This window comes from Clostridium celatum (genome assembly GCF_021412605.1).
Lineage (GTDB): Bacteria > Bacillota > Clostridia > Clostridiales > Clostridiaceae > Clostridium > Clostridium celatum.
Map to the genome: position 1 here is coordinate 49055 of NZ_JAJKGM010000015.1, position 21042 is coordinate 70096.

At 26.5% G+C, this 21042-nt stretch carries 21 protein-coding genes; 17 read left to right on the forward strand and 4 right to left on the reverse strand.

Translation table 11 applies throughout. The annotated features are described in order from the left end of the window. Nucleotides 1-6 precede the first annotated feature (6 nt). The 11 genes from rpmI (at nucleotide 7) to LPC13_RS08355 (ending at nucleotide 10196) form a co-directional block, all read left to right on the forward strand. Nucleotides 7-204: a 50S ribosomal protein L35 gene (rpmI, locus tag LPC13_RS08305; protein WP_005211352.1), complete on the forward strand. Its 198-nt coding sequence runs from the start codon at nucleotides 7-9 to the stop codon at nucleotides 202-204. 26 nt (nucleotides 205-230) lie between these two features. Then, a complete protein-coding gene (rplT, locus tag LPC13_RS08310) occupies nucleotides 231-590 on the forward strand; it encodes a 50S ribosomal protein L20 (protein WP_005211350.1) in 360 nt (119 codons plus the stop codon). Between the two features lie 141 nt (nucleotides 591-731). Beyond that, on the forward strand, nucleotides 732-1412 hold the full coding sequence (locus LPC13_RS08315; RefSeq protein WP_005211342.1) for a PHP domain-containing protein: 681 nt from the start codon (nucleotides 732-734) through the stop codon (nucleotides 1410-1412). Between the two features lie 180 nt (nucleotides 1413-1592). Next, nucleotides 1593-2606 (forward strand): anaerobic sulfite reductase subunit AsrA, encoded by a 1014-nt coding sequence (asrA, locus tag LPC13_RS08320; protein ID WP_234088743.1) that lies wholly within the window; start codon nucleotides 1593-1595, stop codon nucleotides 2604-2606. 3 nt (nucleotides 2607-2609) lie between these two features. Continuing rightward, nucleotides 2610-3404: an anaerobic sulfite reductase subunit AsrB gene (gene asrB / locus LPC13_RS08325; protein ID WP_005211339.1), complete on the forward strand. Its 795-nt coding sequence runs from the start codon at nucleotides 2610-2612 to the stop codon at nucleotides 3402-3404. Between the two features lie 12 nt (nucleotides 3405-3416). Continuing rightward, a complete protein-coding gene (asrC, locus tag LPC13_RS08330) occupies nucleotides 3417-4400 on the forward strand; it encodes a sulfite reductase subunit C (protein ID WP_005211338.1) in 984 nt (327 codons plus the stop codon). Between the two features lie 100 nt (nucleotides 4401-4500). After that, complete coding sequence (locus tag LPC13_RS08335) at nucleotides 4501-6579, forward strand: molybdopterin oxidoreductase family protein (RefSeq protein ID WP_234088744.1); 2079 nt, start codon at nucleotides 4501-4503, stop codon at nucleotides 6577-6579. A 9-nt stretch (nucleotides 6580-6588) separates the two neighbouring features. Continuing rightward, a complete protein-coding gene (locus LPC13_RS08340; protein WP_005211335.1) occupies nucleotides 6589-7002 on the forward strand; it encodes a 4Fe-4S dicluster domain-containing protein in 414 nt (137 codons plus the stop codon). After that, nucleotides 7002-8225 (forward strand): NAD(P)/FAD-dependent oxidoreductase, encoded by a 1224-nt coding sequence (locus LPC13_RS08345; protein ID WP_195244152.1) that lies wholly within the window; start codon nucleotides 7002-7004, stop codon nucleotides 8223-8225. The genes LPC13_RS08340 and LPC13_RS08345 overlap by 1 nt, the downstream gene beginning before the upstream one ends. A gap of 246 nt (nucleotides 8226-8471) precedes the next feature. Continuing rightward, nucleotides 8472-9344, forward strand: coding sequence for a cation diffusion facilitator family transporter (locus tag LPC13_RS08350; protein WP_040418788.1), 873 nt, complete (start codon nucleotides 8472-8474; stop codon nucleotides 9342-9344). Nucleotides 9345-9506: 162 nt separating this feature from the next. Further along, nucleotides 9507-10196, forward strand: a complete 690-nt coding sequence (locus tag LPC13_RS08355; RefSeq protein WP_040418785.1) for a pseudouridine synthase — start codon at nucleotides 9507-9509, stop codon at nucleotides 10194-10196. Between the two features lie 201 nt (nucleotides 10197-10397). On the opposite strand, the gene LPC13_RS08360 is transcribed toward LPC13_RS08355, so the two are convergent. Continuing rightward, nucleotides 10398-12392 carry an LTA synthase family protein gene (locus LPC13_RS08360; RefSeq protein WP_005211330.1) on the reverse strand — a complete coding sequence of 665 codons (1995 nt, stop codon included), beginning with the start codon at nucleotides 12390-12392 and terminating at the stop codon, nucleotides 10398-10400. A 294-nt stretch (nucleotides 12393-12686) separates the two neighbouring features. On the opposite strand from LPC13_RS08360, the gene LPC13_RS08365 reads away from it, so the two are divergent. Continuing rightward, nucleotides 12687-13184: a DedA family protein gene (locus LPC13_RS08365; RefSeq protein WP_005211329.1), complete on the forward strand. Its 498-nt coding sequence runs from the start codon at nucleotides 12687-12689 to the stop codon at nucleotides 13182-13184. Between the two features lie 87 nt (nucleotides 13185-13271). Here LPC13_RS08365 and LPC13_RS08370 read toward each other — a convergent pair whose 3' ends face one another. Both LPC13_RS08370 and LPC13_RS08375 read right to left on the reverse strand, forming a co-directional pair. Next, the gene (locus LPC13_RS08370; RefSeq protein ID WP_005211328.1) at nucleotides 13272-13925 is read right to left on the reverse strand and encodes a glycerol-3-phosphate acyltransferase; all 654 of its coding nucleotides are present in this window, start codon (nucleotides 13923-13925) and stop codon (nucleotides 13272-13274) included. Then, entirely contained in the window at nucleotides 13922-15043 is a 1122-nt protein-coding gene (locus tag LPC13_RS08375) for an MGDG synthase family glycosyltransferase (RefSeq protein WP_234088745.1), read from the reverse strand. The genes LPC13_RS08370 and LPC13_RS08375 overlap by 4 nt, the downstream gene beginning before the upstream one ends. Nucleotides 15044-15178: 135 nt before the next feature. Here LPC13_RS08375 and LPC13_RS08380 point away from each other — a divergent pair, with 135 nt between their 5' ends. From LPC13_RS08380 to LPC13_RS08390, 3 genes are read left to right on the forward strand one after another with little or no spacing between them, the layout of a single operon-like run. Further along, nucleotides 15179-15850 carry a response regulator transcription factor gene (locus tag LPC13_RS08380; protein WP_234088746.1) on the forward strand — a complete coding sequence of 224 codons (672 nt, stop codon included), beginning with the start codon at nucleotides 15179-15181 and terminating at the stop codon, nucleotides 15848-15850. Beyond that, on the forward strand, nucleotides 15847-16857 hold the full coding sequence (locus tag LPC13_RS08385; RefSeq protein WP_195244157.1) for a sensor histidine kinase: 1011 nt from the start codon (nucleotides 15847-15849) through the stop codon (nucleotides 16855-16857). The genes LPC13_RS08380 and LPC13_RS08385 overlap by 4 nt, the downstream gene beginning before the upstream one ends. 22 nt (nucleotides 16858-16879) lie before the next feature. Then, the gene (locus LPC13_RS08390; RefSeq protein WP_040418782.1) at nucleotides 16880-17422 is read left to right on the forward strand and encodes a GNAT family N-acetyltransferase; all 543 of its coding nucleotides are present in this window, start codon (nucleotides 16880-16882) and stop codon (nucleotides 17420-17422) included. A 56-nt stretch (nucleotides 17423-17478) separates the two neighbouring features. Here LPC13_RS08390 and LPC13_RS08395 read toward each other — a convergent pair whose 3' ends face one another. After that, the gene (locus tag LPC13_RS08395; RefSeq protein ID WP_005211323.1) at nucleotides 17479-17886 is read right to left on the reverse strand and encodes a DUF2871 domain-containing protein; all 408 of its coding nucleotides are present in this window, start codon (nucleotides 17884-17886) and stop codon (nucleotides 17479-17481) included. Between the two features lie 286 nt (nucleotides 17887-18172). Here LPC13_RS08395 and LPC13_RS08400 point away from each other — a divergent pair, with 286 nt between their 5' ends. After that, on the forward strand, nucleotides 18173-18943 hold the full coding sequence (locus LPC13_RS08400) for an ABC transporter ATP-binding protein (RefSeq protein WP_040418780.1): 771 nt from the start codon (nucleotides 18173-18175) through the stop codon (nucleotides 18941-18943). Then, nucleotides 18933-20918 (forward strand): FtsX-like permease family protein, encoded by a 1986-nt coding sequence (locus LPC13_RS08405; RefSeq protein WP_005211320.1) that lies wholly within the window; start codon nucleotides 18933-18935, stop codon nucleotides 20916-20918. The genes LPC13_RS08400 and LPC13_RS08405 overlap by 11 nt, the downstream gene beginning before the upstream one ends. Nucleotides 20919-21042: the final 124 nt, after the last annotated feature.

Genomic DNA, 21042 nt, shown 5'->3' on the forward strand with positions numbered 1-21042 from the left:
ATTATCATGCCAAAAATGAAAACGCACAGAGGTGCAGCTAAAAGATTTAAAAAGACTGGTACTGGAAAGTTAAAGAGAGCTAAAGCTTTCAAGAGCCATATCTTAACAAAGAAAAGTGCTAAGAGAAAGAGAAACTTAAGAAAAGCTGCTTACGTTTCAACTACTCAAGAAAAAGCAATGAAGAAATTATTACCATACCTATAATATAGAGGACTTAGGAGGAATACAAAATGGCAAGAGTTAAGAGAGCGGTAAATGCTCGTAAGAATCATAAAAAAGTTTTAAAGCTTGCAAAAGGTTACTACGGTGGGAAGAGCAGATTATTCAGAACTGCTAACGAATCTGTAATCAGAGCTTTAAGAAATGCATACGTTGGAAGAAGATTAAAGAAGAGAGATTTCAGAAGATTATGGATAGCAAGAATTAACGCTGCTACAAGAATGAATGGTCTTTCATACTCAAAATTCATGAACGGAATCAAGTTAGCTGGAATCGACATGAACAGAAAGATGTTATCTGAAATAGCTATCAACGATCCAAAGGCATTTGCAAACTTAGTAGAAACTGCAAAAGCTCAATTAAACAAATAGTTTAAAGCAAAAAAATTTGTTTTACATAAAGCAATCCTTTTGGATTGCTTTTTTTATATTTCAATATATTAATATTTTTATAAACAATATTATAAAAATATTAATATATTGAAGTGTATAATAAATTTAAGGTAAGAAAAAATGTATAAAAGGGGAGATTTTCATATACATTCAACTTTTTCTGATGGTGGATTATCGCCAGGTGAAATAGTTCACTTAGCCAAGCAAAGAGAAGTAGATATAATTTCTATAACAGATCATAATAATACAGATGGAGTAGATGAGGCTATAGAGGAAGGAATGAAAGTGGGAATAAGAGTTATTCCAGGAGTTGAATTATCGACTAAGTATAATGAGTGTAGAGTCCATATATTAGGATATTTTAAGGATGATAGTTATAAAAATGAGTTGCTAAGGGAAGTTCTTTTTAAAGTTAAGCATAAAAGGATAAGTGATATTAGAAATATATTCGATGGAGCAATTGATTTTTGTGGCTACAAAAATAAAATATGTGTTAAAACAGGCATTGATATATTAAGATTTTTTGGTGCAACAGTTGTTTTAGCACATCCAGTACTTTTATGTAATAGAGATTTATATAAAATACTTAACTTAAATTTTGATGGAATAGAAGCAAAGTATTTTAAAAATACAGAAGAGGATACTAAATATTTCATTAATTTTGCTAATGAGAGAGGAATAATTTATACAGCAGGTTCTGATTTTCATGACTATATAGAATATTATAGAATTCATGGAATGATAGGTGATGTTTATCTAGATGAAAAAGAAATAGAAAGATTTTTAAATGTACTGATATAAAATTATAAATAATAATATATTTTGAGCTATATGAAGATAGAGTAAGTTAGAGTTTTAATATTAGAAATAAGACTTTAATTTACTCTTTTTTATTTAGAAAATATAAGTAAAAGGAATAAATGAATATAAAAGAATAATTTTACAAAAGATAAAGTCATGAAAAAAGAGAGGTGATAATTAATGAAGATTAAAATTACTGTACAAGAATTTGATGACATAATAAAAAATATAAGTGATAGATATAAAGTAATTGCGCCAGTATCTATACCCTATGCAGGACAATATTCAGATACTGATGTAATTAGCTATGAAGAAGTAAAAAGTATTAAGGAAATTGAATTTGATCGTAAGTCACATTTTACAGCTAAAGAAGTAGTTATGCCAGTTACAGAAACTTTATTTTATTACAATGAAGATGAATATAAAATTCCATCAATAGATGAAAGAAAAATGTTGGTATTTATGCGTTCATGTGATATTCATGGCTTACATCGTATAGATAATGTATATTTAAAAAATGGAAAAGAGCCAGACTACTATTATAAGAGACTTAGGGATAAGGTTAAGATAGTTTTAATAGGTTGTTCAAAGAGTTTTAGAAATTGTTTTTGTGTAAGTTTTGGAACAAATAAAACAGAAGATTATTCACTAGGGGTTAAGGTAGATAAAGGTTATGTTTATATAGATATAAAAGATGAAGAATTTAAAGATATATTTATTGGAGAGAAAGCAGATTTTAATATTGAATTTGTATCTTCTAATGATGTTACAGTAACATTACCAGAAAAATTAAATCCATTAGAGGTAGCAGAAGCAGAACTTTGGAGAGAATATGATTATAGATGTATAGCTTGTGGAAGATGCAATCTTTCTTGTCCAACATGCTCTTGCTATACAATGCAAGATATAGTAAGCCAAGATAATACTAAATGCGGAGAAAGAAGAAGAGTAGGTGCATCATGTCAAATTCCAGGATTTTCTTTAATGGCTGGAGGTCATGATGTTAGAGTAAGAAATGGCGATAGAATGAGATATAGGACCATGCATAAGATGTATGATTATGGAGAAAGGTTTGGACCACAAATGTGTATAGGATGTGGAAGATGTGATGATGTATGTCCTCAATATATATCAATATCAACTGCTATGAATAAAGTAACTCAATTTGTTAAAAGTAAGCAAAAGGAGGGGTAAAAGATGGAAAATGAATATATTCCTTATGAAGTAAAAATTTTAGATATTATCAAACATACTCCAAAGGAATGGACTTTCAGGGTGAATAGAAAATGTGATGAAATAAATCCGGGACAATTCTTTGAGATTTCTATGCCTAAATATGGAGAGTCTCCAATATCAGTATCAGGATTTAGTGATGAATATTTAGATTTTACAATTAGAGAAGTTGGAAAGGTTACAGAAGAAATATTTAAATTGAATATAGGAGATATTATAAGGTTAAGAGGACCATATGGAAATGGATTTGAAATAAAAAATTATGTGGATAAAGAAATAATAATTGTATCAGGGGGAAGTGGATTAGCACCTGTTAGAGGAATTTTAGAGTATTTTTATGCAAATATAGATAAGTGTAGAGGAGTAACATTAATATGTGGATTTAGATCTCCTGATGATATTTTATTTAAAGAAGATATAGAAAAATGGAAGAGTAAATTTAATGTAATATTAACAGTTGATAAAGGGGATGAGGAATATAAAGGGAAGGTTGGCCTTGTAACTAAATACATACCAGATCTTAATATAAGTGATAAAAATAATGTTTCTGTAGTAATTGTTGGACCTCCAATGATGATGAAATTTTCAATAATTGAATTCCAAAAGATTGGTATAGAAGATTATAATATTTGGGTTTCTTATGAAAGAAAAATGTGTTGTGGACTAGGAAAATGTGGCCATTGTAGAATGAATACAACTTATATATGTACTGATGGCCCAGTATTTAATTATGCTTTTGGAAAGACTTTATATGATTAGGAGGGGTAGGTTATGGCTCTTATACATGATTTGAATACAAGAAAGACAATGAAAAATGCCTTTAGAATAACTAAAAATAAATATATGACAGCAGTAAGAATTAGAATTCCAGGAGGTTCAATTCGTACAGATACATTAAAATTAGTTGCAGATCTTGCTGATAAATATGGAGATGGAAGAGTTCATATTACAACAAGACAAGGATTTGAAGTATTAGGTATTCCAATGGAGCGTATGAATGAGGTAAATGATGCACTTCAACCTATTATTGATAATATGGGGACTAATCAAAATCATAAGGGCAATGGATATCCTTCAGCAGGTACGAGAAATATAACTTCTTGCATTGGAAATAATATTTGTCCAAAAGCTCAATATAATACAACTGAATTAGCAAGAAAAATAGAAGATATGGTATATCCAGATGATTTGCATGTAAAAATAGCAGCAACAGGATGTCCAAATGATTGTATAAAAGCTAGAATGCATGATATAGGTATAATCGGAATGTGTTTGCCTGTTTATGATTCTTATAGATGTATATCTTGTGGAGCTTGTGTAAAGAAATGTAAGCAAGTATCAACTACAGCATTAAGTGCTAAGAATTATAAGGTTGTTAGAGATCCAAGTAAGTGTATTGGATGTGGAGAGTGCGTCTTAGCTTGCCCTAATAATGCATGGAGTAGGAGTCCTAAAAAATATTTTAGAGTTGTTATTATGGGGAGAACAGGAAAAACAAACCCAAGAATTGCAGAAGATTTTATAAAGTGGGCAGATGAAGATACTGTATTAAAAATTATAGAAAATACATATAAGTTTGTTAGAGAATATATAAGCCCAGATGCACCTTATGGAAAAGAGCATATTGGGTATATAGTTGATAGAGTTGGATATAAGGAATATAAAAAATGGGCTTTAGATGGAGTAAATTTACCAGAGATAGCTGAAGTAAGTGAAAATGTAAATTGGGGAGGAGTACATTACATGAGAAAGTAATGTGGATAACAAAAATAAATTTACATAAGGATATTAAAAAATTAATAAATTATAAGTATTTTATGGAGATATAGAATTAATTAAAGAAGGAGTGATTTAATTGAAAGTTGTAAGATCTACTTGTAATTATTGTTCTATAGCATGTAACTTAGATTTTCATGTTGAGGACAATGGTTTTATTAAGAGAGTAGTGCCTACTAGTGATTATCCTGTTAATAAGGGTTTTTGCTGTGTAAAGGGATTAAATTTAGATAAGCAAAATACTGAACATGAAAATCCTGTACTTCCACTTTTAAGAGATAAGAATGGAGAATTAAAACAAATACAATGGCAAGAGGCATTTGATTTATTTGCTAAAAGAGTAACAGAGATACAAGAGAAGTATGGTAAAGAAAGTTTTGCATTTTTAAGCACAGGTCAATTAGCTACAGAAGAGATGGCATTAGCAGGGCATATAGGAAGAACATTTTTAGGTGGTAATGGGGATGGAAATACAAGACTTTGTATGGCTACTTCAGTAGTTGCGTATAAGCAAAGCTTTGGATTTGATGCTCCACCATATACTTTTAATGATTTAGAGCATTCTGATGTAATTATATTTATTGGTTGTAATCCTGTAGTTGCACATCCAATTCTTTGGGGAAAGACTAAAAATAATAAAGATTGCATAAAGATCGCTATAGATCCTAGAAGAACAGAAACTGTAAGCAATTGTGATATGTGGATAGATATAAAACCAAAATCAGATTTAACACTTTTATATACATTATCAAATGTTCTTATTGAAAAAGGTTGGATTGACACTGATTATATTGAAAAATACACAGAAGATTTTGAAGGTTTTAAAGAACATGTAAAAAAATATACATTAGAAGATGTTGAAGAAAAAACAGGTATATCTAAGGGCAGAGTTTTAGAGCTGGCTGAAATAATACATAATGGGAAAAGAGTATCATTATGGTGGACTATGGGAATAAATCAAGGATATCAAGCAGTAAGAACAGCACAAGCAATTATAAATATAGCTTTAATGACAGGAAATATAGGTAGACTTGGAACAGGGCCTAACTCTATTACTGGTCAATGTAATGCTATGGGCTCTAGACTTTTTAGTAATACTACAGGACTTTATGGTGGAGGGGAATATGATAATGAGGCAAGGAGAAAAGCTGTAGCAGAGGCTTTAGATATAGATCCTGAAATGTTACCTAAGAAGCCTACTCTTCCTTATAATGTTATAATAGATAAGATAAATTCTGGAGAAATAAAGGCTTTATGGGTAATAGCAACTAACCCTATAGTTTCTTGGATAAATAATTTAGACTTTAAAAAAGCTGCTGAAAAATTAGAATTCTTAGTTGTAGAAGATATTTATGCAGATACTGAAACTACTAGTTATTGTGATTTATTATTACCTTCAGCCAATGGATTAAAGAAAGAAGGCGTATTAATTAATACAGAAAGAAGACTGTCAAAGCTTGATCCAGTATTAGAAAAGAAGGAAAATGAATTAACAGATTATGATATTATGTTGGGTATAGGTAAAGCTTTAGGAATGGGAAAATTATTAGACAAATGGAAGACACCAAGGGATGCATTTGAAACATTAAAAGCATGCACTAAAGGAATGCCTTGTGATATTACAGGTGTGGATTATGATATGTTAAAAGATTCAAGGGGAGTACAATGGCCATTTAGAGCAGGTGAACAGTTAGAAAAAGATGAAAGAAGACTTTTTGAAGATAATAAGTATTATACACCAAGTGGAAAAGCTAAATTTATTTATGAAGATGTAGCACCAGTAACTTATGAACAATCAGATGAGTACCCTTACTTATTTAATACAGGAAGAGGAACTGTTGGTCAATGGCATACACAAACAAGAACTAGAGAGATACCGGATGTTTTCTCTATAGTTCCTCATGAAGGATATGTAAATATAAATACAGATTTAGCAAATGAATTAGGAATAAAGGATAATGAAACAATTAAAATAACCTCACCAAATGGTGTAAGTAATAACTTTCTTGTTAAGCTAAGTAGAAGTGTTAAAAAAGATCAAATATATGCGCCAATGCATTATATAGAAGCAAATTCACTATTACCATCTATATTTGATACATATTCAAAAGAACCCAATTTTAAATATGTGCCAGTAAAAATAGAAAAGATTAACTAGGAGACGGCTATGAAGAGAATAAAAATAGATAGAAAAAAGTGTATTGGTTGTTTAACATGTACTACAGCATGTAAGGTATCTCATGGATCAAGAGATACAAGAGGAAGGATTGTTATTAATAGTGAAGGACGATTTGCACCAATTTATTGTAGACATTGTACTAGACCAGAATGTGTTTACGCTTGTCCAACTGGAGCTATGAGAAAAGATGATGAAAGTAAATACGTTATTTATGACAAAAGCAGATGTGCAACTTGTTATATGTGTATAATGGCATGTCCTTATGGTGTTTTAAAGATGGATTACCAAACTAATAGAGAAGTAATGAAATGTGACATGTGTATATCAACAGAGCAAAACTTTCCTCAATGTGTAGATAAATGTCCAATGAATGCATTGACTTTAGAGGAGGTAGATGAATAATGGCATATGTTATAGTAGGAGCATCTGCATCTGGAATTAATGCAGCTAAAACGCTACGTGAAAATGATAAAAATGCAGAGATAATATTAGTATCTAAAGATGAATATGTTTATTCAAGATGCATACTTCATCATTTTTTAGATGGAAGAAGAGAAATAGAAGCTTTAGACTTTACTCCAAAGAATTTTTTTGAAATATATAATATAAAGTGGATAAAGGGAGTAGAGGTAGTAGGGATAAATATCAAAGAAAAAAAGCTTAAATTATCAAATAATGAAAATTTAAGCTATGATAAAGTTTTATTGGCAGCAGGATCATCATCATTTTTACCACCAATAGAAAATTTAAGAACTGCTAATAATGTAGTAGGACTTAGAAATTTAGATGATGCTATTAAGATTAAGGAAGAAGCTAAAAAAGTTAAAAATGTTGCTATTTTAGGTGCTGGATTAGTAGGGGTAGATGTTTTAGCAGGTCTTTTAGATTATGATGTAAATATTACTTTAGTTGAAATGGGAGATAGAATATTACCACTTCAATTAGACAATTACGCAGCAGAAGTATATCAAGAAAGATTAAAAGAAGAAGGTGTGAACTTTAAGTTTGGAGTAAGAGCTGAAAAAGTTATAGTAGATGATAATAATAATCCAATTTCAATAAAATTAAATACTGAAGAAGAAGTACCTTGTGAATTAATAATAGCATGCACAGGTGTTAGAGCTAATATAGGTTTTTTAAATGATAGTGGTATAGAGTGTGATAAATTTGGTCTTATAATTAACTCAAAAGGTGAAACTAATATAAAGGATGTTTATGGAGCTGGAGATATAACAGGAAGAAATCCAATATGGCCAACTGCCGTTAAAGAAGGAATTATAGCAGCTAATAATATGATTGGTAAAGAAATATATATGGATGACTTTTTTGGAAGTAAAAACACTATGAATTTCTGTGGATTAGCAACAATGTCTCTAGGATTAGTAAATAAACCTGATGATAGTTATAAAGAGGAACAGCAAGTAAAAGGAAAGGATTATAAAAAGATAATATATAAGGATGGAGTAATATATGGTGCTATAGTTCAAGGTGATTTATCTTATGTTGGAGTATTGACACAACTTATAAAGGAAAATATTGATATAAGAAAAGTTAAAAAACCATTATTTGATATAGACTATTCTGATTTCTTTAATGAAAAAGAAAACTTAGAATTTGTATATTAAAATAAAAAAACAAGCAAAAGGTTAAAATAAAAAACTTTTATTGCTTGTTTTTTGTGTTTTTTAGGACCTTTAGGTGAAAATTGTATATAATAATATGTCTTGAATTTTATAAGTAAATAGATAATGAATATTATAAACTAACAAAATCGATTATCAATTGAGAAAAAAGTTTGTTTTATAAAATATGTACAAATAAGAAGTTAATACATATAATATAATTATCATATGATAATAGGGGTGGTATTCATGGAAGATAGATATGATGAATCTAATAAGATAACGATAATATCAATTTTACTTAATATAGGATTAACGATTTTGAAAATATTTGCTGGATTTTTAGGAAATTCTACGGCAATAATTGCAGATGGATTACATTCAGCTTCAGATATAATTACTTCAATTGGTATTCTTATAGGCAATAAAATATCTAGAAAACCCAGAGATAAAGAGCATCAATATGGTCATGAAAAAGCTGAAAGTTTGGTAGCATTTATCTTATCAGCAGTACTTATTTTAGTTGCAGTGAAAATAGGATACGATGGAATAGTTTCATTATTAAATCTTAGTAAGGTGAAAATTCCAACTATATTACCATTAATAGTAGCAGCAATTTCAATTGGAGTTAAAGAATATCAATATCAGATTACTATAAGAGTAGCTAAGAAAACTAATTCATCTGCTTTAAAAGCTGATGCATGGCATCATAGATCAGATGCATTATCATCTATTGCAGCTTTTATAGGAATAGGTGGTGCAATACTTGGATTTAAGATTTTAGATCCAATAGCATCAATAATTGTAGCAATAGTTGTTGTAAAGATAGGTATTGATATTTTAAAATCTTCTTGTGGAGAATTGATGGATAGTTCAATAAGTGACAATGATATAAATGAAATTGAAAATATAGTAGAAAACTATGAAAAAATATATGGAATAAAAGATTTAAAATCTAGAAAATATGGATCTATTGCATATGTAGATATGAGTATATTTATTGATAAGAGTAAAACTTTAGAAGAGGCACATGAAATAGCAGATAAGTTAGAAAAGAAAATAATTTCTAACTTAGGATATATAAAAGAAATAAATATTCATACAGAACCTTTTAATAATTAGTAAGAATTAAGGAATGGTTAAATCTAAGGCTAATAAGCTAAATTTGTAAATATAATATATTAAAATGATGAGTAGCAGATTGATAAAATTTGTTGCTTGTCATTTTTAATTTTCATATGTATTATTTAAATAGTATTTATGAATGAGAGGATAAAGTTTTGTATGAGAATAAATAAACTTTTTAGTAATTTAGGAATATGCTCCAGAAGAGAAACAAATAGATTAATAGAAGATGGGCGAGTAAAGGTTAATGGTTTATTAGCACAAATGGGACAATGGGTGGAAGAAGAAGACAATATATTAATTGATGATGAACCTATTAAGGCTAAGAAAAAGATTTATATTGCATTAAATAAACCAGTAGGGATAACTTGTACAGCAGCAGAAAATGTAAAAAATAATATAATAGATTATATGGACTATGGGCAATATATTTTTCCGGTAGGTAGATTAGATAAAGAATCACAAGGCTTAATAATAATGACTAATGATGGTATATTATCAAATAAAATATTAGAATCAGATAATTTGCATGAAAAAGAATATATAGTAACTGTAAATAATCCATTTGATGAAGATTTTATAAAAGGTATGTCAAGTGGAGTTGATATAGGGGATGCAATTACAAGGCCTTGCAAAGTAAGCAGAATAAATGAAAATACATTTAATATTATTTTAACACAAGGCTTAAACAAACAAATAAGAAGAATGACTAAGTCATTTGGATACACAGTAACAAAACTAGAGAGAATTAGAATTATGAATATAAATATTGAAGGAATAGAATATGGAAAATGGAGATACTTAACAGAAAATGAGCTACAACAGCTTAAAAAAGAATCTGGATATTAAATAAATTCTAAAGTTTGTTATAAATGTTTCTTGCAATAATATCATTAATTTTTCTCTATAGTTTACTTAACAATAATTTATTTAATGAAAAAATATAAAAGATAGTATTTTTATACAAGTAAAGTGTTTAGTATAGAAAAGAATATTAAAATTAAAAAGTGATTATATTTCTTCCAGTATATAATCACTTTTCTATTAAATTTAATAAATATATTCGTTTGTTGAGCCTAGTTTTCCACCACCAGATGTTCTTTGAGTTATAACTATAGAAGATGATTGTGGAAAATCAGTATCTTCTATAGACAGTGTATTATTATCAATAAATGTGGTTTCTATATATTCATTATTCACATAAACTTTGCTAAATTCATTGAAATTTTGTCCCTTAATAAATATTTTATTATTTTCAGTGTATATATTATCTATAGTTATTTTATCAATTCCCATTTGTAAGTTGGTTGCAATAAAAGGATTTTCTCCATTATATATATACTTTTCTCCATATAGCATATCATACTGTAATAGTTTTAAATCATCTAGATAATCGCTTGAATTTTTAAATTGATTATGGAATTTTGTTAAAACACCATTATTTATATTTAAACTTTCTAATACTGAAGATGTTAATTGATAAGCTGTTAAATCTTCATCTTCTCTAGATAGATCAAAATTACTCCATACTACGTATTCTGTTTGAAATATAGAGCCATTTTTTAAATCTTCATCTGCAAGTCCTAATGTAGGTAAGTGATCACCATATAAAACTAAAACAGTATCTTCAGCAAGATTAGATAAAGCAGTTGTTAACTCACCAAGAAATTTATCCATTTCATGTATTTGGTTTACATAGTAAGTAAATGCATTATTAGTTTCTGCATCTTCTAATCCTGTTAAAGTTATTTCAGGATTTTCTAAAATTTTATCTTTAGGATAGTCACCATGACCTTGAACAGAAATAGTATAAACAAAATCTGTGCCAATAGTAGAATTAATACTTTTTAATATTTCATCAGTAAGATAAAAATCTTTAGCCCAACCAGTAGGAGTATATTCTTGTACATTCATGTATTCCAATGAAGTGAAAGTATCAAATCCTAATTGAGAAAAAACAAAATCTCTATCATAGAAAGTTCCTTTATTATTATGAATAGCATGAGTAGAGTATCCAAGCTCTTTTAGATCATAGTTTATAGTTTCGCAGGTACTTTCCTGTAAAATTGTTTTATAAGGATATTCACCAGGTCCAAAAAACCTTAAACTCATACCACTTAATATTTCAAATTCTGTATTAGCAGTACCAGCCCCTACAGATGGAACTGTTAAATATCCAGAGGGATAATTTTCTTTAAGATTTCTAAAGTTTGGTACTGGATCACTTGAAAAATTTAAGTAATTTATTAAAGTCGGATCAAAAAATGATTCTAATTGTAGCATAATAATATTTGGTCTACTTTGTGAAAGCTTTAAATTATTATCACTACTAGCAAGTAGTAACTTGTTAGTTGAATCAGTATTTGCTATTAAATTAGATATTTGCGAAATAGTTTCTTTAGAATAATCCTTAGGTTTATCTATACCTGTATTTAATAATGTATTAGAAAAACAATAAGGAAATCCATAGTCTAAATAAGCAAAGGCAATATTTCCAAAATAAGATGAAACAATATTTAAGCCAATAGCCAATTTAGTAGATAAAAATAAGCAAAAACATAATGAAGATACTATTAATATATTCTTTTTATAATTTATTTTATATTCATATTTATGTCCTTTAAAAAATAGAAAAACTAATAAACCTATTAAAATAATAAGAGCCATAGCTATTAAAATTATACTAATTGGTGATAAATATTTTGAAAAAATTGATAAACAAGATTTTATAAGAGTTAAATCAGTAGCAGTAAATGGTGTTACTCTATGACTTAAAACTATACCATTTGTTATACCAAATCCAATCCAAATACTAGATATAATAGTGAATATAAACTGTCTTCTTTTAAATAATATTACAACTGATAATGTAGTTAAAATTATAAAGGAATTATATAAAAATGTTAGAGGTGAATTTATTATATAACTTATAGTTTCTAAAAAACTTCTTCTACTACAAAATTCAATAATAATATTAATAATTATTGGAGCTAATAAAAACTTTAATATTGTTTTTGGTTCTTGCCTCCAAAAAGAAAGCTTCATGAGTTAAATCCCCCTTTAAAAGTTCAATTAAAATTAATGTTAAATATTGGTTAAAAATTTTGTCATTGTAATTATACAACTAAAAGAAAAAAAAACCAACATTCTGAAAACGGTAACAATACATAATTAAGAAAAATTTAATTTTATTGTATGAACTGATAAAATTAGATATTAAATGTAATTTTATTAGGATACTTTAAATATAATCTTATATAAATAAAAATAACCCAAACAATAAATTATATTTAATATTTAATAAATTAGTTACAAATTTAAAATGAAAGGTAATATAAAATGGAAATACAATATATATTAAGTTGTTTTACAAAATATGGATTAATATTTTTGTTTATTATAATATTTTTAGAACATATAAATTGTCCAGGGGTACCAGCTACTATAGTAATGCCTACAATTGGAGCTTTTGTTGCTGAGAGCAACGGTAGTTTAATATTAGTACTATTAATATCTATAGTAGCAGCCATTACAGGGAGTATGGCTTTATATTATATAGGTTATAGAATAGGAAATCCTATATTAGAAAAAATAAATATGAAAGCACCAAAGACTAAAAAATATACAGAAAAAATATTATATTACTCAAATGAATATGGAAATAAAGCTGTTTTTATATGTAGATTAATTCCAGTAGTAAGAATTTTAGTATCATTAGTTTATGGTATAATAAGGGCAGATTTTACTGGATTTATTTTATACTCAACAATTGGCATAAGTATATGGAATTTTATATTAATATCTTTTGGGTATTTTGGAGTAAAGGCAATACTTTAGCTAAGTAAAAAATATTATATTAAGTTTATTTAAAGTAAAAAACTATTACAACTATACTTAAAGTTGTAATAGTTTTTTTATAAAATTTTAAAAGATTTTCTTATTATTAAAATTATTCAGTGTAAATTTAAAATATTTATTGAAAAGAGAAATGCTTATATCACCATAATTTCTATTAATCTCATGTTTGTATATTAAAATAAATGATGTAAAAAGAGAAATTAATTTAATATAAAAATTATTATCATAAATAAAAATAATTATATCAAGAAGTAATGTACTAGCTAATATGACGCTTGAATTTGGTTTAATAGTTAAAATGAATTTAAAAAATATTAATATTATTGCAAAAATTATTGATATATTGCTTAATGGATAAAGTGCTAAAAAAGATCCAAAAGTAGAAGAGATAGCTTTTCCACCGTTATAATTTAAAAAGGGTGAAAATGCATGTCCTAAAATAGGAGCAATTGCAATTAAAACTAAAAGGATGCCATCTACATTAAATTTATTAATTGATATATATACTGGAATAAAGGCTTTCAGAACATCTAAAATCACACATAGTATTCCTAAAGCAAATCCAACATTTTTTATTACGTTACCTGCTCCAGGATTACTATCTTCTGATATTTCTCTTATATCTATATTTTTAAAAAGTTTAGGAATTATATAAGAATACATAATTGATCCAGATAAAAAAGAAATAAATATTAAAAAAGCTTCTTTTAAAAGTATCATTGATTCCTCCTGTTTTTAAGATTATTTACTAAGAAGTTAGCAATATCAATAGCAGCATTAGGATTAATATTTTCAATTTGTGATGAAATAATACTCTTTGAAACTGTATTATCATTAAGTAGCAGTTTACACGCTTTTAAAGTTTCAGCAATTGAATTAGAAGCTATAGCCATATTATGATTAATGAAAAAATTACAATTTTTTGATTCAACACCAGGAATAGGATTGATAAGTATCACCGGTAAATTTTTTGTCATAGCTTCCGTGGTAGTTAAGCCACCAGGTTTAGTAATTAAGATATCACTTGAATCCATTAGCTTATCTATATTTGTTGCAAATGATAATACATTAATATTTTTACTTAAACTTCTATTTTTAAACCTATTAAATAACTCTATATTATTACCGCATATAACTGAAAACTGTGTATTATTTAATTCTTTAGATAATGATAAGGTTGTATTAAAAATATCACCAGCTCCCATGCTTCCCCCCATAATAAGAATATGGTTTAGATTAGGATTTAGATTTAATTCTTTTTTTGAGTCAACTTTATTATTATGATAATTAAATTTGGTGTTAATGGGTAATCCAAAAGGTAAAATTTTATTTGCATTGATACCCTTACCTATAAATTCGTCAGTTAAATCTTTATGTGGAATGAAATAATAGTCTAAGTTAGTTTCTTCCCAAAAAGGAGCACAAGTATAATCTGTGACAATAGTCGCAGTTAAAGAATTAAAAGAATATTTTCTATAAAGATAAGAGATAGTTTGTGCACAGAAAATATGAGTGCAAATTATTAAATCAGGTTTTTCATTTTTTATTAAAGTATGAATTTTATTAGCATAAAGAGTATTTAAAATATAGATTATAGATTTGATTTTAGGATTACTTATTTTAGTACCAGCTTTGTAAAGTAATCCAAAAAAATTAGGTGCTTTTCTTACTATATTTACATAAGAGTTTTCAATTTTTTTTGAAGTAGTTTTACCAGCAAAGCTTAAGGTATCTATTTCTATAGTTTTAACATCGATACTTTTTAAAGCTTCACAAATTGCTTTACTAGCAGAATGATGTCCTGCACCGGTATTTGTATATAGTATAAGAGCTTTCATTAAAATCACCACCTTAAAGATTAAATATAAGTTATATTTTACCATAAAATACTTTTATATACATAGAATTGAGCTTTGCTTTATTTTTAAGTGAAAGTATATATAATTAAGTTAGAAGGGAATAAGGTGAAAGATGTGAATAAAAAAATTTTTATTATAGAAGATGAAGAAAAGATAAGAGTGGAGCTAAGTGAATTTTTAAACAGATATGGTTATGAAGTAAGTTATTCAACAAACTTTGAAAATATAGTGAATATTGCTTTAAAAGAAAATCCACATGTAATATTATTAGATATTAATTTACCATATTATGATGGATATTATATATGTAGAGAAATAAGAAAAAATTCAAATGTTCCAATAATAGTAGTAACTAGTAGGAATAGTGAAATAGATGAACTTATGAGTATGAACTTAGGGGCAGATGATTTTATAACAAAGCCATATAATACTCAAATTCTTTTAGCTAGAATATCTTCAATTATTAGAAGAACATATCAGAACTTAGAGGCTGAAACTTTTGAATTTAATGGACTTAAATATAATATGTCAACTAGCGAAATGTCATTTAAAGATAATAAGATAGAATTAACAAAAAATGAAAGTAGAATTTTATACACGTTAATGAAAAGTAAAGGGAAAATTGTTTCAAGAAATGATTTAATGAAGTCATTATGGCAAAATGATGAATTTGTTGATGATAACACGTTAACTGTAAATATAAATAGGCTTAGAAAAAAAATAGATGGAATAGGAGCAGAAGGGTATCTCCAAACTAAGAGAGGGCAGGGATATATTTTAATATGAGTTTTTTAGAATATCTTGAAGAAAAGTATATTTTTATAGCAATAAATTTAATAGCACTTATTATAAGTTTTTTTATATTATTGGGATTAAATGTTGATAATTATGCAGTTATTTTTATATGTATTTTAAATTTTTTAGCATCAAGTAGTTTTTATTTTTATGATTATTTTAATAAAAGAAAATATTATAAAAATTTATTAGATAAATTAGAAGGATTAGATAAGAAATATTTTATAGCGGATGTAGCAAGTGAAGGCGATTTTTTAGATAGTAAAATTTTTTATGAAGTCTTGGAACAAGCAACTAAATCTATGAAGGATGATATAAGTGATGCTATAAGAGATAGCGCAGATTATAAGGAATACATTGAATTGTGGGTTCATGAAATCAAAACTCCTATAGCTACCTGCAAGTTACTGATTGAAAATAATGAAAATGAAATAACTGAAAGTATTGGAGAAGAAGTAACAAAAATTGATAACTATATAGAGCAAGTATTGTTTTATGCTAGAAGTAATACGGTGGAAAAAGATTATTTGATTAAAAAAATTAATTTAAAAGATTCTATTAATTCTGTAATTAGAAGAAATGCTACTAGTTTAATAGAAAAAAAGGTTAAAATTGATATTAAGAATGTTGATAAAATCGTATTTTGTGATAGTAAATGGATAGAGTTTATTTTAGGGCAAATTATAAGTAATAGCATTAAATATATGGATAAAAGCAATAGTATTTTAAAGATATATAGTGAAGATATAGGAAATGATGTAATTTTAAAAATATGTGATAATGGAATTGGAATGGATGAAAAGGATGTAATTAAGGCTTTTGAAAAAGGATATACAGGTAAAAATGGCAGGAGATTTGGGAAAACTACTGGAATGGGATTGTACTTATGTAAAAAAATGTGTGAAAAGTTAGGCTTAAGTGTTAATATTAAATCAAGGGAAAATGAAGGAACAGAAGTTTCAATATTATTTCCTGTTAATGATATGATGAAGTTTTAGATTAAATTGGGGGATGAAATTAATGAAGAGTATTGAGACAGAAAGATTAATATTAAGAAAATGGTGTAAAGATGATTATTTAGATATGTATGATTATGCTAATGATGATAGAGTAGGACCTAATGCAGGATGGCCTGTACATAAAACTATAGATGATAGTAAAGAAATTGTTAATATATTTAGCGATGGTGATGAAGAATATGCAGTAGTTTTAAAAATTGAAAATAAGGTTATTGGTGGAATAGGACTACATTATAAGAACATAGATGAAAACATAAAAGGTGGAAATTCTAGAGAAATAGGATATGTTTTAAATCCTAAGTATTGGGGTAATGAATATATACCAGAAGCAGTAAGAGCATTAATAAAATTTGGGTTCGAGGAATTAAATTTAGATTTAATTTGGTGCGGACATTTTGATTTTAATTCTAAATCTAAGAGAGTAATAGAGAAGTTTGGATTTAACTTTAAGTTTGAAAAAACTAGAGAATTACCATTATTAGATAATAAAAAGGTTAGTGAATTATATTATTGCATTTCGAGAGAAGATTATTTTAATAAATAGTTATTATAAAATATACTCCATAACAAGTTATAAATTTGTTATGGAGTATATTTTTATTATAAATTATTCTTAAAAACTTCCTTTTTTAATATAAGCATAAACCAAATAAGTGCTATTGCTAAAATTGTATGAGCAGTTCCTGCAATATGAGGAAGTCCTACAAAATCTTTGCTTAGTATTTCTAATATACCACGTGCTACTAAAGTAGAAATTAATGATATTAAACCTATATTATAAATAATAATCCAAGTGTTGAAAAATTTATTATTAGATATAGTAAATATTTTTTCTATAAGCATTATAAGTAAAAAGAAAATAAAACCTAAAACTAAAGTATGAGTATGGGCAGCACTTAAAGTTGTTACTCCATCAAATGAATTAAACTTAGAAAATTCTCTAAAAAATACACCTAATGCTAGTCCTAAAATTAAATAAAATAAAGAAATATTAAATAGTTTTTTCAAATAAATTACCTCCTTATATAATAATTACTATTATTCAATAATCATTATACAACTTATATGACAAAAATGTAAGAGTTCTGTTATATAATTCTATGGATAGTAAAGAAGAGGAATTATAAAATTAAAACATAGCAAGGAATGTTGAGGTTTTAAAAGTAAAATTATAAATCCAAGGAGATAAATATTATATACGTAAGTATAATTAGCAGTTTTTATAGTTTTTTAACAATAGTAGGTTATAAAAAAAGAAAAGTTAGTAAATAAGTTTAAGGTAGTGGAGGAAAATATGAAAAATGAAGTTTTAAAAGTAACTAATATAGAAAAGTATTATGGAAATAAGAGTAATATAACAAAGGCTATTAATGATATTAGTTTCACAGTAGAAGAAGGAGAATTCATTGGAGTAATGGGGGCTTCTGGCAGCGGTAAAACAACATTATTAAATTGTATTTCAACAATAGATAAAGTAAGCAGTGGGCATATTTTTATAAATAATAATGATATTACAAAATTAAACTCTAAAAAAATAGCAAAATTCAGAAGGGAAGAACTCGGATTTATATTTCAAGATTTTAATTTACTAGATACATTAAATTGTTATGAAAATATAGCATTAGCATTAACCATTTCAAGAGTTAATCACAAGGAAATTGATAATAGAGTTAAAAAAGTAGCGAATAAGTTAGGAATTCTAGAAGTATTAAATAAGTATCCTTATGAGGTATCTGGAGGACAAAAACAAAGAGTGGCATGTGCAAGGGCAATAATAACTAATCCATCATTAGTTTTAGCAGATGAACCAACAGGAGCATTAGATTCAAAATCAGCAAAAATGCTTCTAGAAAGTTTAGAACATTTAAATACGGAATTAAATGCAACTATTATGATGGTAACTCATGATGCATTTACAGCTAGTTATGCTAGTAGGATTTTATTTATTAAAGATGGAAAAATATTTAATGAGTTAACACGTGGAAATGATAGTAGAAAAGAGTTCTTTAATAAAATAATTGAAGTTGTAACCATTCTTGGAGGTGACCAAAGAGATGTATTTTAAATTAGCCTTTAGGAATATAAAAAAGAGTTTAAAGGACTATGCAATATATTTTTTAACATTAGTATTGGGTGTATGTATATTTTATACTTTTAATTCTATAGAATCTCAAAGTATAATGATGGAATTAAGCGATTTGAAAGCTAATGCTTTTGAGTTAACAAGTGATATTATAGGAATAGTCTCCATATTTATTTCATTTATTTTAGGATTTTTAATAATATATGCCAATAATTATTTAATAAAAAGACGAAAAAAAGAATTTGGTATATACATGACTTTAGGAATGGAAAATAGCAAGCTTTCCATTATCATATTTATAGAAACTATACTAATAGGTATGATTTCATTGGGAGTAGGATTAATATTAGGAATATTATTATCACAAGGAATATCCATAGTTACTGCTAAGTTATTTGAAGTTAATATAAGTAAATTTCAATTTGTATTTTCCAAAGATGCCTTTTTAAGGACTATAGCGAATTTTGGAATTATTTATTTAGTAGTATTAATATTTAACTCTATAATTATTAGAAAAGTAAAATTAATAGATTTATTAAATGCTTCAAAGAAAAATGAGAAATTAAAGGTTAAAAATATTTGGGGTTCAATAGTAGTATTCTTAATAAGTATAATAAGCATATGTACAGGATATCACATAATATTAAAGAATGGTTTAGCTGTTATGGATAGTACAATAATCAAATCAATTATATTTGGAACAGTAGGTACATTTTTATTTTTCTTTTCTTTATCAGGATTTTTACTTAAACTATTCCAAAGCAATAAAAAGAATTATTTTAAAAATTTAAATATGTTTGTGTTAAGGCAAATAAATAGTAAAGTAAATACAACTTTTATATCAATGTCTTTTATATGCTTAATGTTATTTGTAGCTATATGTACTTTTTCAGCTGGACTTGGAATAACTAAGGCTATGAATAGTGATATAGAGGATTTAACACAATTTGATGCAAGTTTTTGGTCTTATGATACTGAAAATGTATTAAATATAATTAACGAACAATATAATGGATTAGATGAAATTATAGGAGAAAAATCACAATATACAAATTATGAAAGTGATTTTACTTATAAGCAATTTTTTAGTGAAGAAGTAGTAGAAAAAAATAAAAATTTATATCCAATATCACAAGATATGGCAATTAGTATTATTAAGCTTTTAGATTTTAATTCACTTATGAAAATGCTAGATAAAAATGAAATAAATTTAAAGGAAAATGAATATTATGCTTTTGGAGATATAAGTGAAGTAACTAAGGATATCCAAAAGAATATGGATAACGGAATAGAAGTAAATATAGATGATAAAATATTAGTACCATCAAATTATGAGGTTATAAATGTGACTACTTATGACTCAATGATGAAAAATAATATTTGTACAATTGTTGTAAATGATGAAATAGTAAATGGACTTAAACCAGTGTTTTGTAATTTAAATATTAATTTTAAGAGTAATATTAATGATGCTGAAAAATATTTAAATGAAAATTTTAGAAGTGAAAATAGAGAAGGTAAAATTGCAGTTTATGGATTAACTAAAAATGAACTTTTAGATAATTCCGTTGGTATAGGAGCAATGATATCATATTTAGCAATTTATATGGGAATAGTATTTTTAATAACATCAGCAGCAGTTTTAGCACTTCAACAATTAAGTGAATCAGCAGATAATGTTCATAGATATAAGATATTAAAGAAAATTGGTGTAGACGACAATATGATTAATAAGTCATTGTTAACTCAAATAGGAATTTATTTTATTATTCCATTATCGTTAGCAATAGTTCACTCTATAGTTGGTTTAAAAGTGGCTAGTGATCTTGTTTCAATATTTGGAAGTGAAAATATTCAATACTATATTTTATGTACAGCTGTAGTATTAGTTGTGGTTTACGGTGGATACTTTATTGCAACTTATAATGGTTCAAAGAAAATTATTAAAACTCAATAAAAAAATAAAACCTAGAATAATTATTAAATTATTCTAGGTTTTATTTCCAGACTGCTGACAAAGTGTCAGTAGTCTTTAATTTTATACAAATATGTAATATAATTTAAAATATATTAATTTATTA

Coding starts and splice junctions, on each gene's coding strand:
- rplT (WP_005211350.1), top strand. CDS start 231: ATGGCAAGAGTTAAGAGAGCGGTAAATGCTCGTAAGAATCATAAAAAA.
- LPC13_RS08355 (WP_040418785.1), top strand. CDS start 9,507: ATGAGAATAAATAAACTTTTTAGTAATTTAGGAATATGCTCCAGAAGA.
- asrB (WP_005211339.1), top strand. CDS start 2,610: ATGGAAAATGAATATATTCCTTATGAAGTAAAAATTTTAGATATTATC.
- LPC13_RS08375 (WP_234088745.1), bottom strand. CDS start 15,043: ATGAAAGCTCTTATACTATATACAAATACCGGTGCAGGACATCATTCT.
- LPC13_RS08400 (WP_040418780.1), top strand. CDS start 18,173: ATGAAAAATGAAGTTTTAAAAGTAACTAATATAGAAAAGTATTATGGA.
- LPC13_RS08405 (WP_005211320.1), top strand. CDS start 18,933: ATGTATTTTAAATTAGCCTTTAGGAATATAAAAAAGAGTTTAAAGGAC.
- LPC13_RS08365 (WP_005211329.1), top strand. CDS start 12,687: ATGGAAATACAATATATATTAAGTTGTTTTACAAAATATGGATTAATA.
- asrC (WP_005211338.1), top strand. CDS start 3,417: ATGGCTCTTATACATGATTTGAATACAAGAAAGACAATGAAAAATGCC.
- LPC13_RS08360 (WP_005211330.1), bottom strand. CDS start 12,392: ATGAAGCTTTCTTTTTGGAGGCAAGAACCAAAAACAATATTAAAGTTT.
- LPC13_RS08370 (WP_005211328.1), bottom strand. CDS start 13,925: ATGATACTTTTAAAAGAAGCTTTTTTAATATTTATTTCTTTTTTATCT.
- LPC13_RS08350 (WP_040418788.1), top strand. CDS start 8,472: ATGGAAGATAGATATGATGAATCTAATAAGATAACGATAATATCAATT.
- LPC13_RS08390 (WP_040418782.1), top strand. CDS start 16,880: ATGAAGAGTATTGAGACAGAAAGATTAATATTAAGAAAATGGTGTAAA.
- rpmI (WP_005211352.1), top strand. CDS start 7: ATGCCAAAAATGAAAACGCACAGAGGTGCAGCTAAAAGATTTAAAAAG.
- LPC13_RS08340 (WP_005211335.1), top strand. CDS start 6,589: ATGAAGAGAATAAAAATAGATAGAAAAAAGTGTATTGGTTGTTTAACA.
- LPC13_RS08385 (WP_195244157.1), top strand. CDS start 15,847: ATGAGTTTTTTAGAATATCTTGAAGAAAAGTATATTTTTATAGCAATA.
- asrA (WP_234088743.1), top strand. CDS start 1,593: ATGAAGATTAAAATTACTGTACAAGAATTTGATGACATAATAAAAAAT.
- LPC13_RS08315 (WP_005211342.1), top strand. CDS start 732: ATGTATAAAAGGGGAGATTTTCATATACATTCAACTTTTTCTGATGGT.
- LPC13_RS08345 (WP_195244152.1), top strand. CDS start 7,002: ATGGCATATGTTATAGTAGGAGCATCTGCATCTGGAATTAATGCAGCT.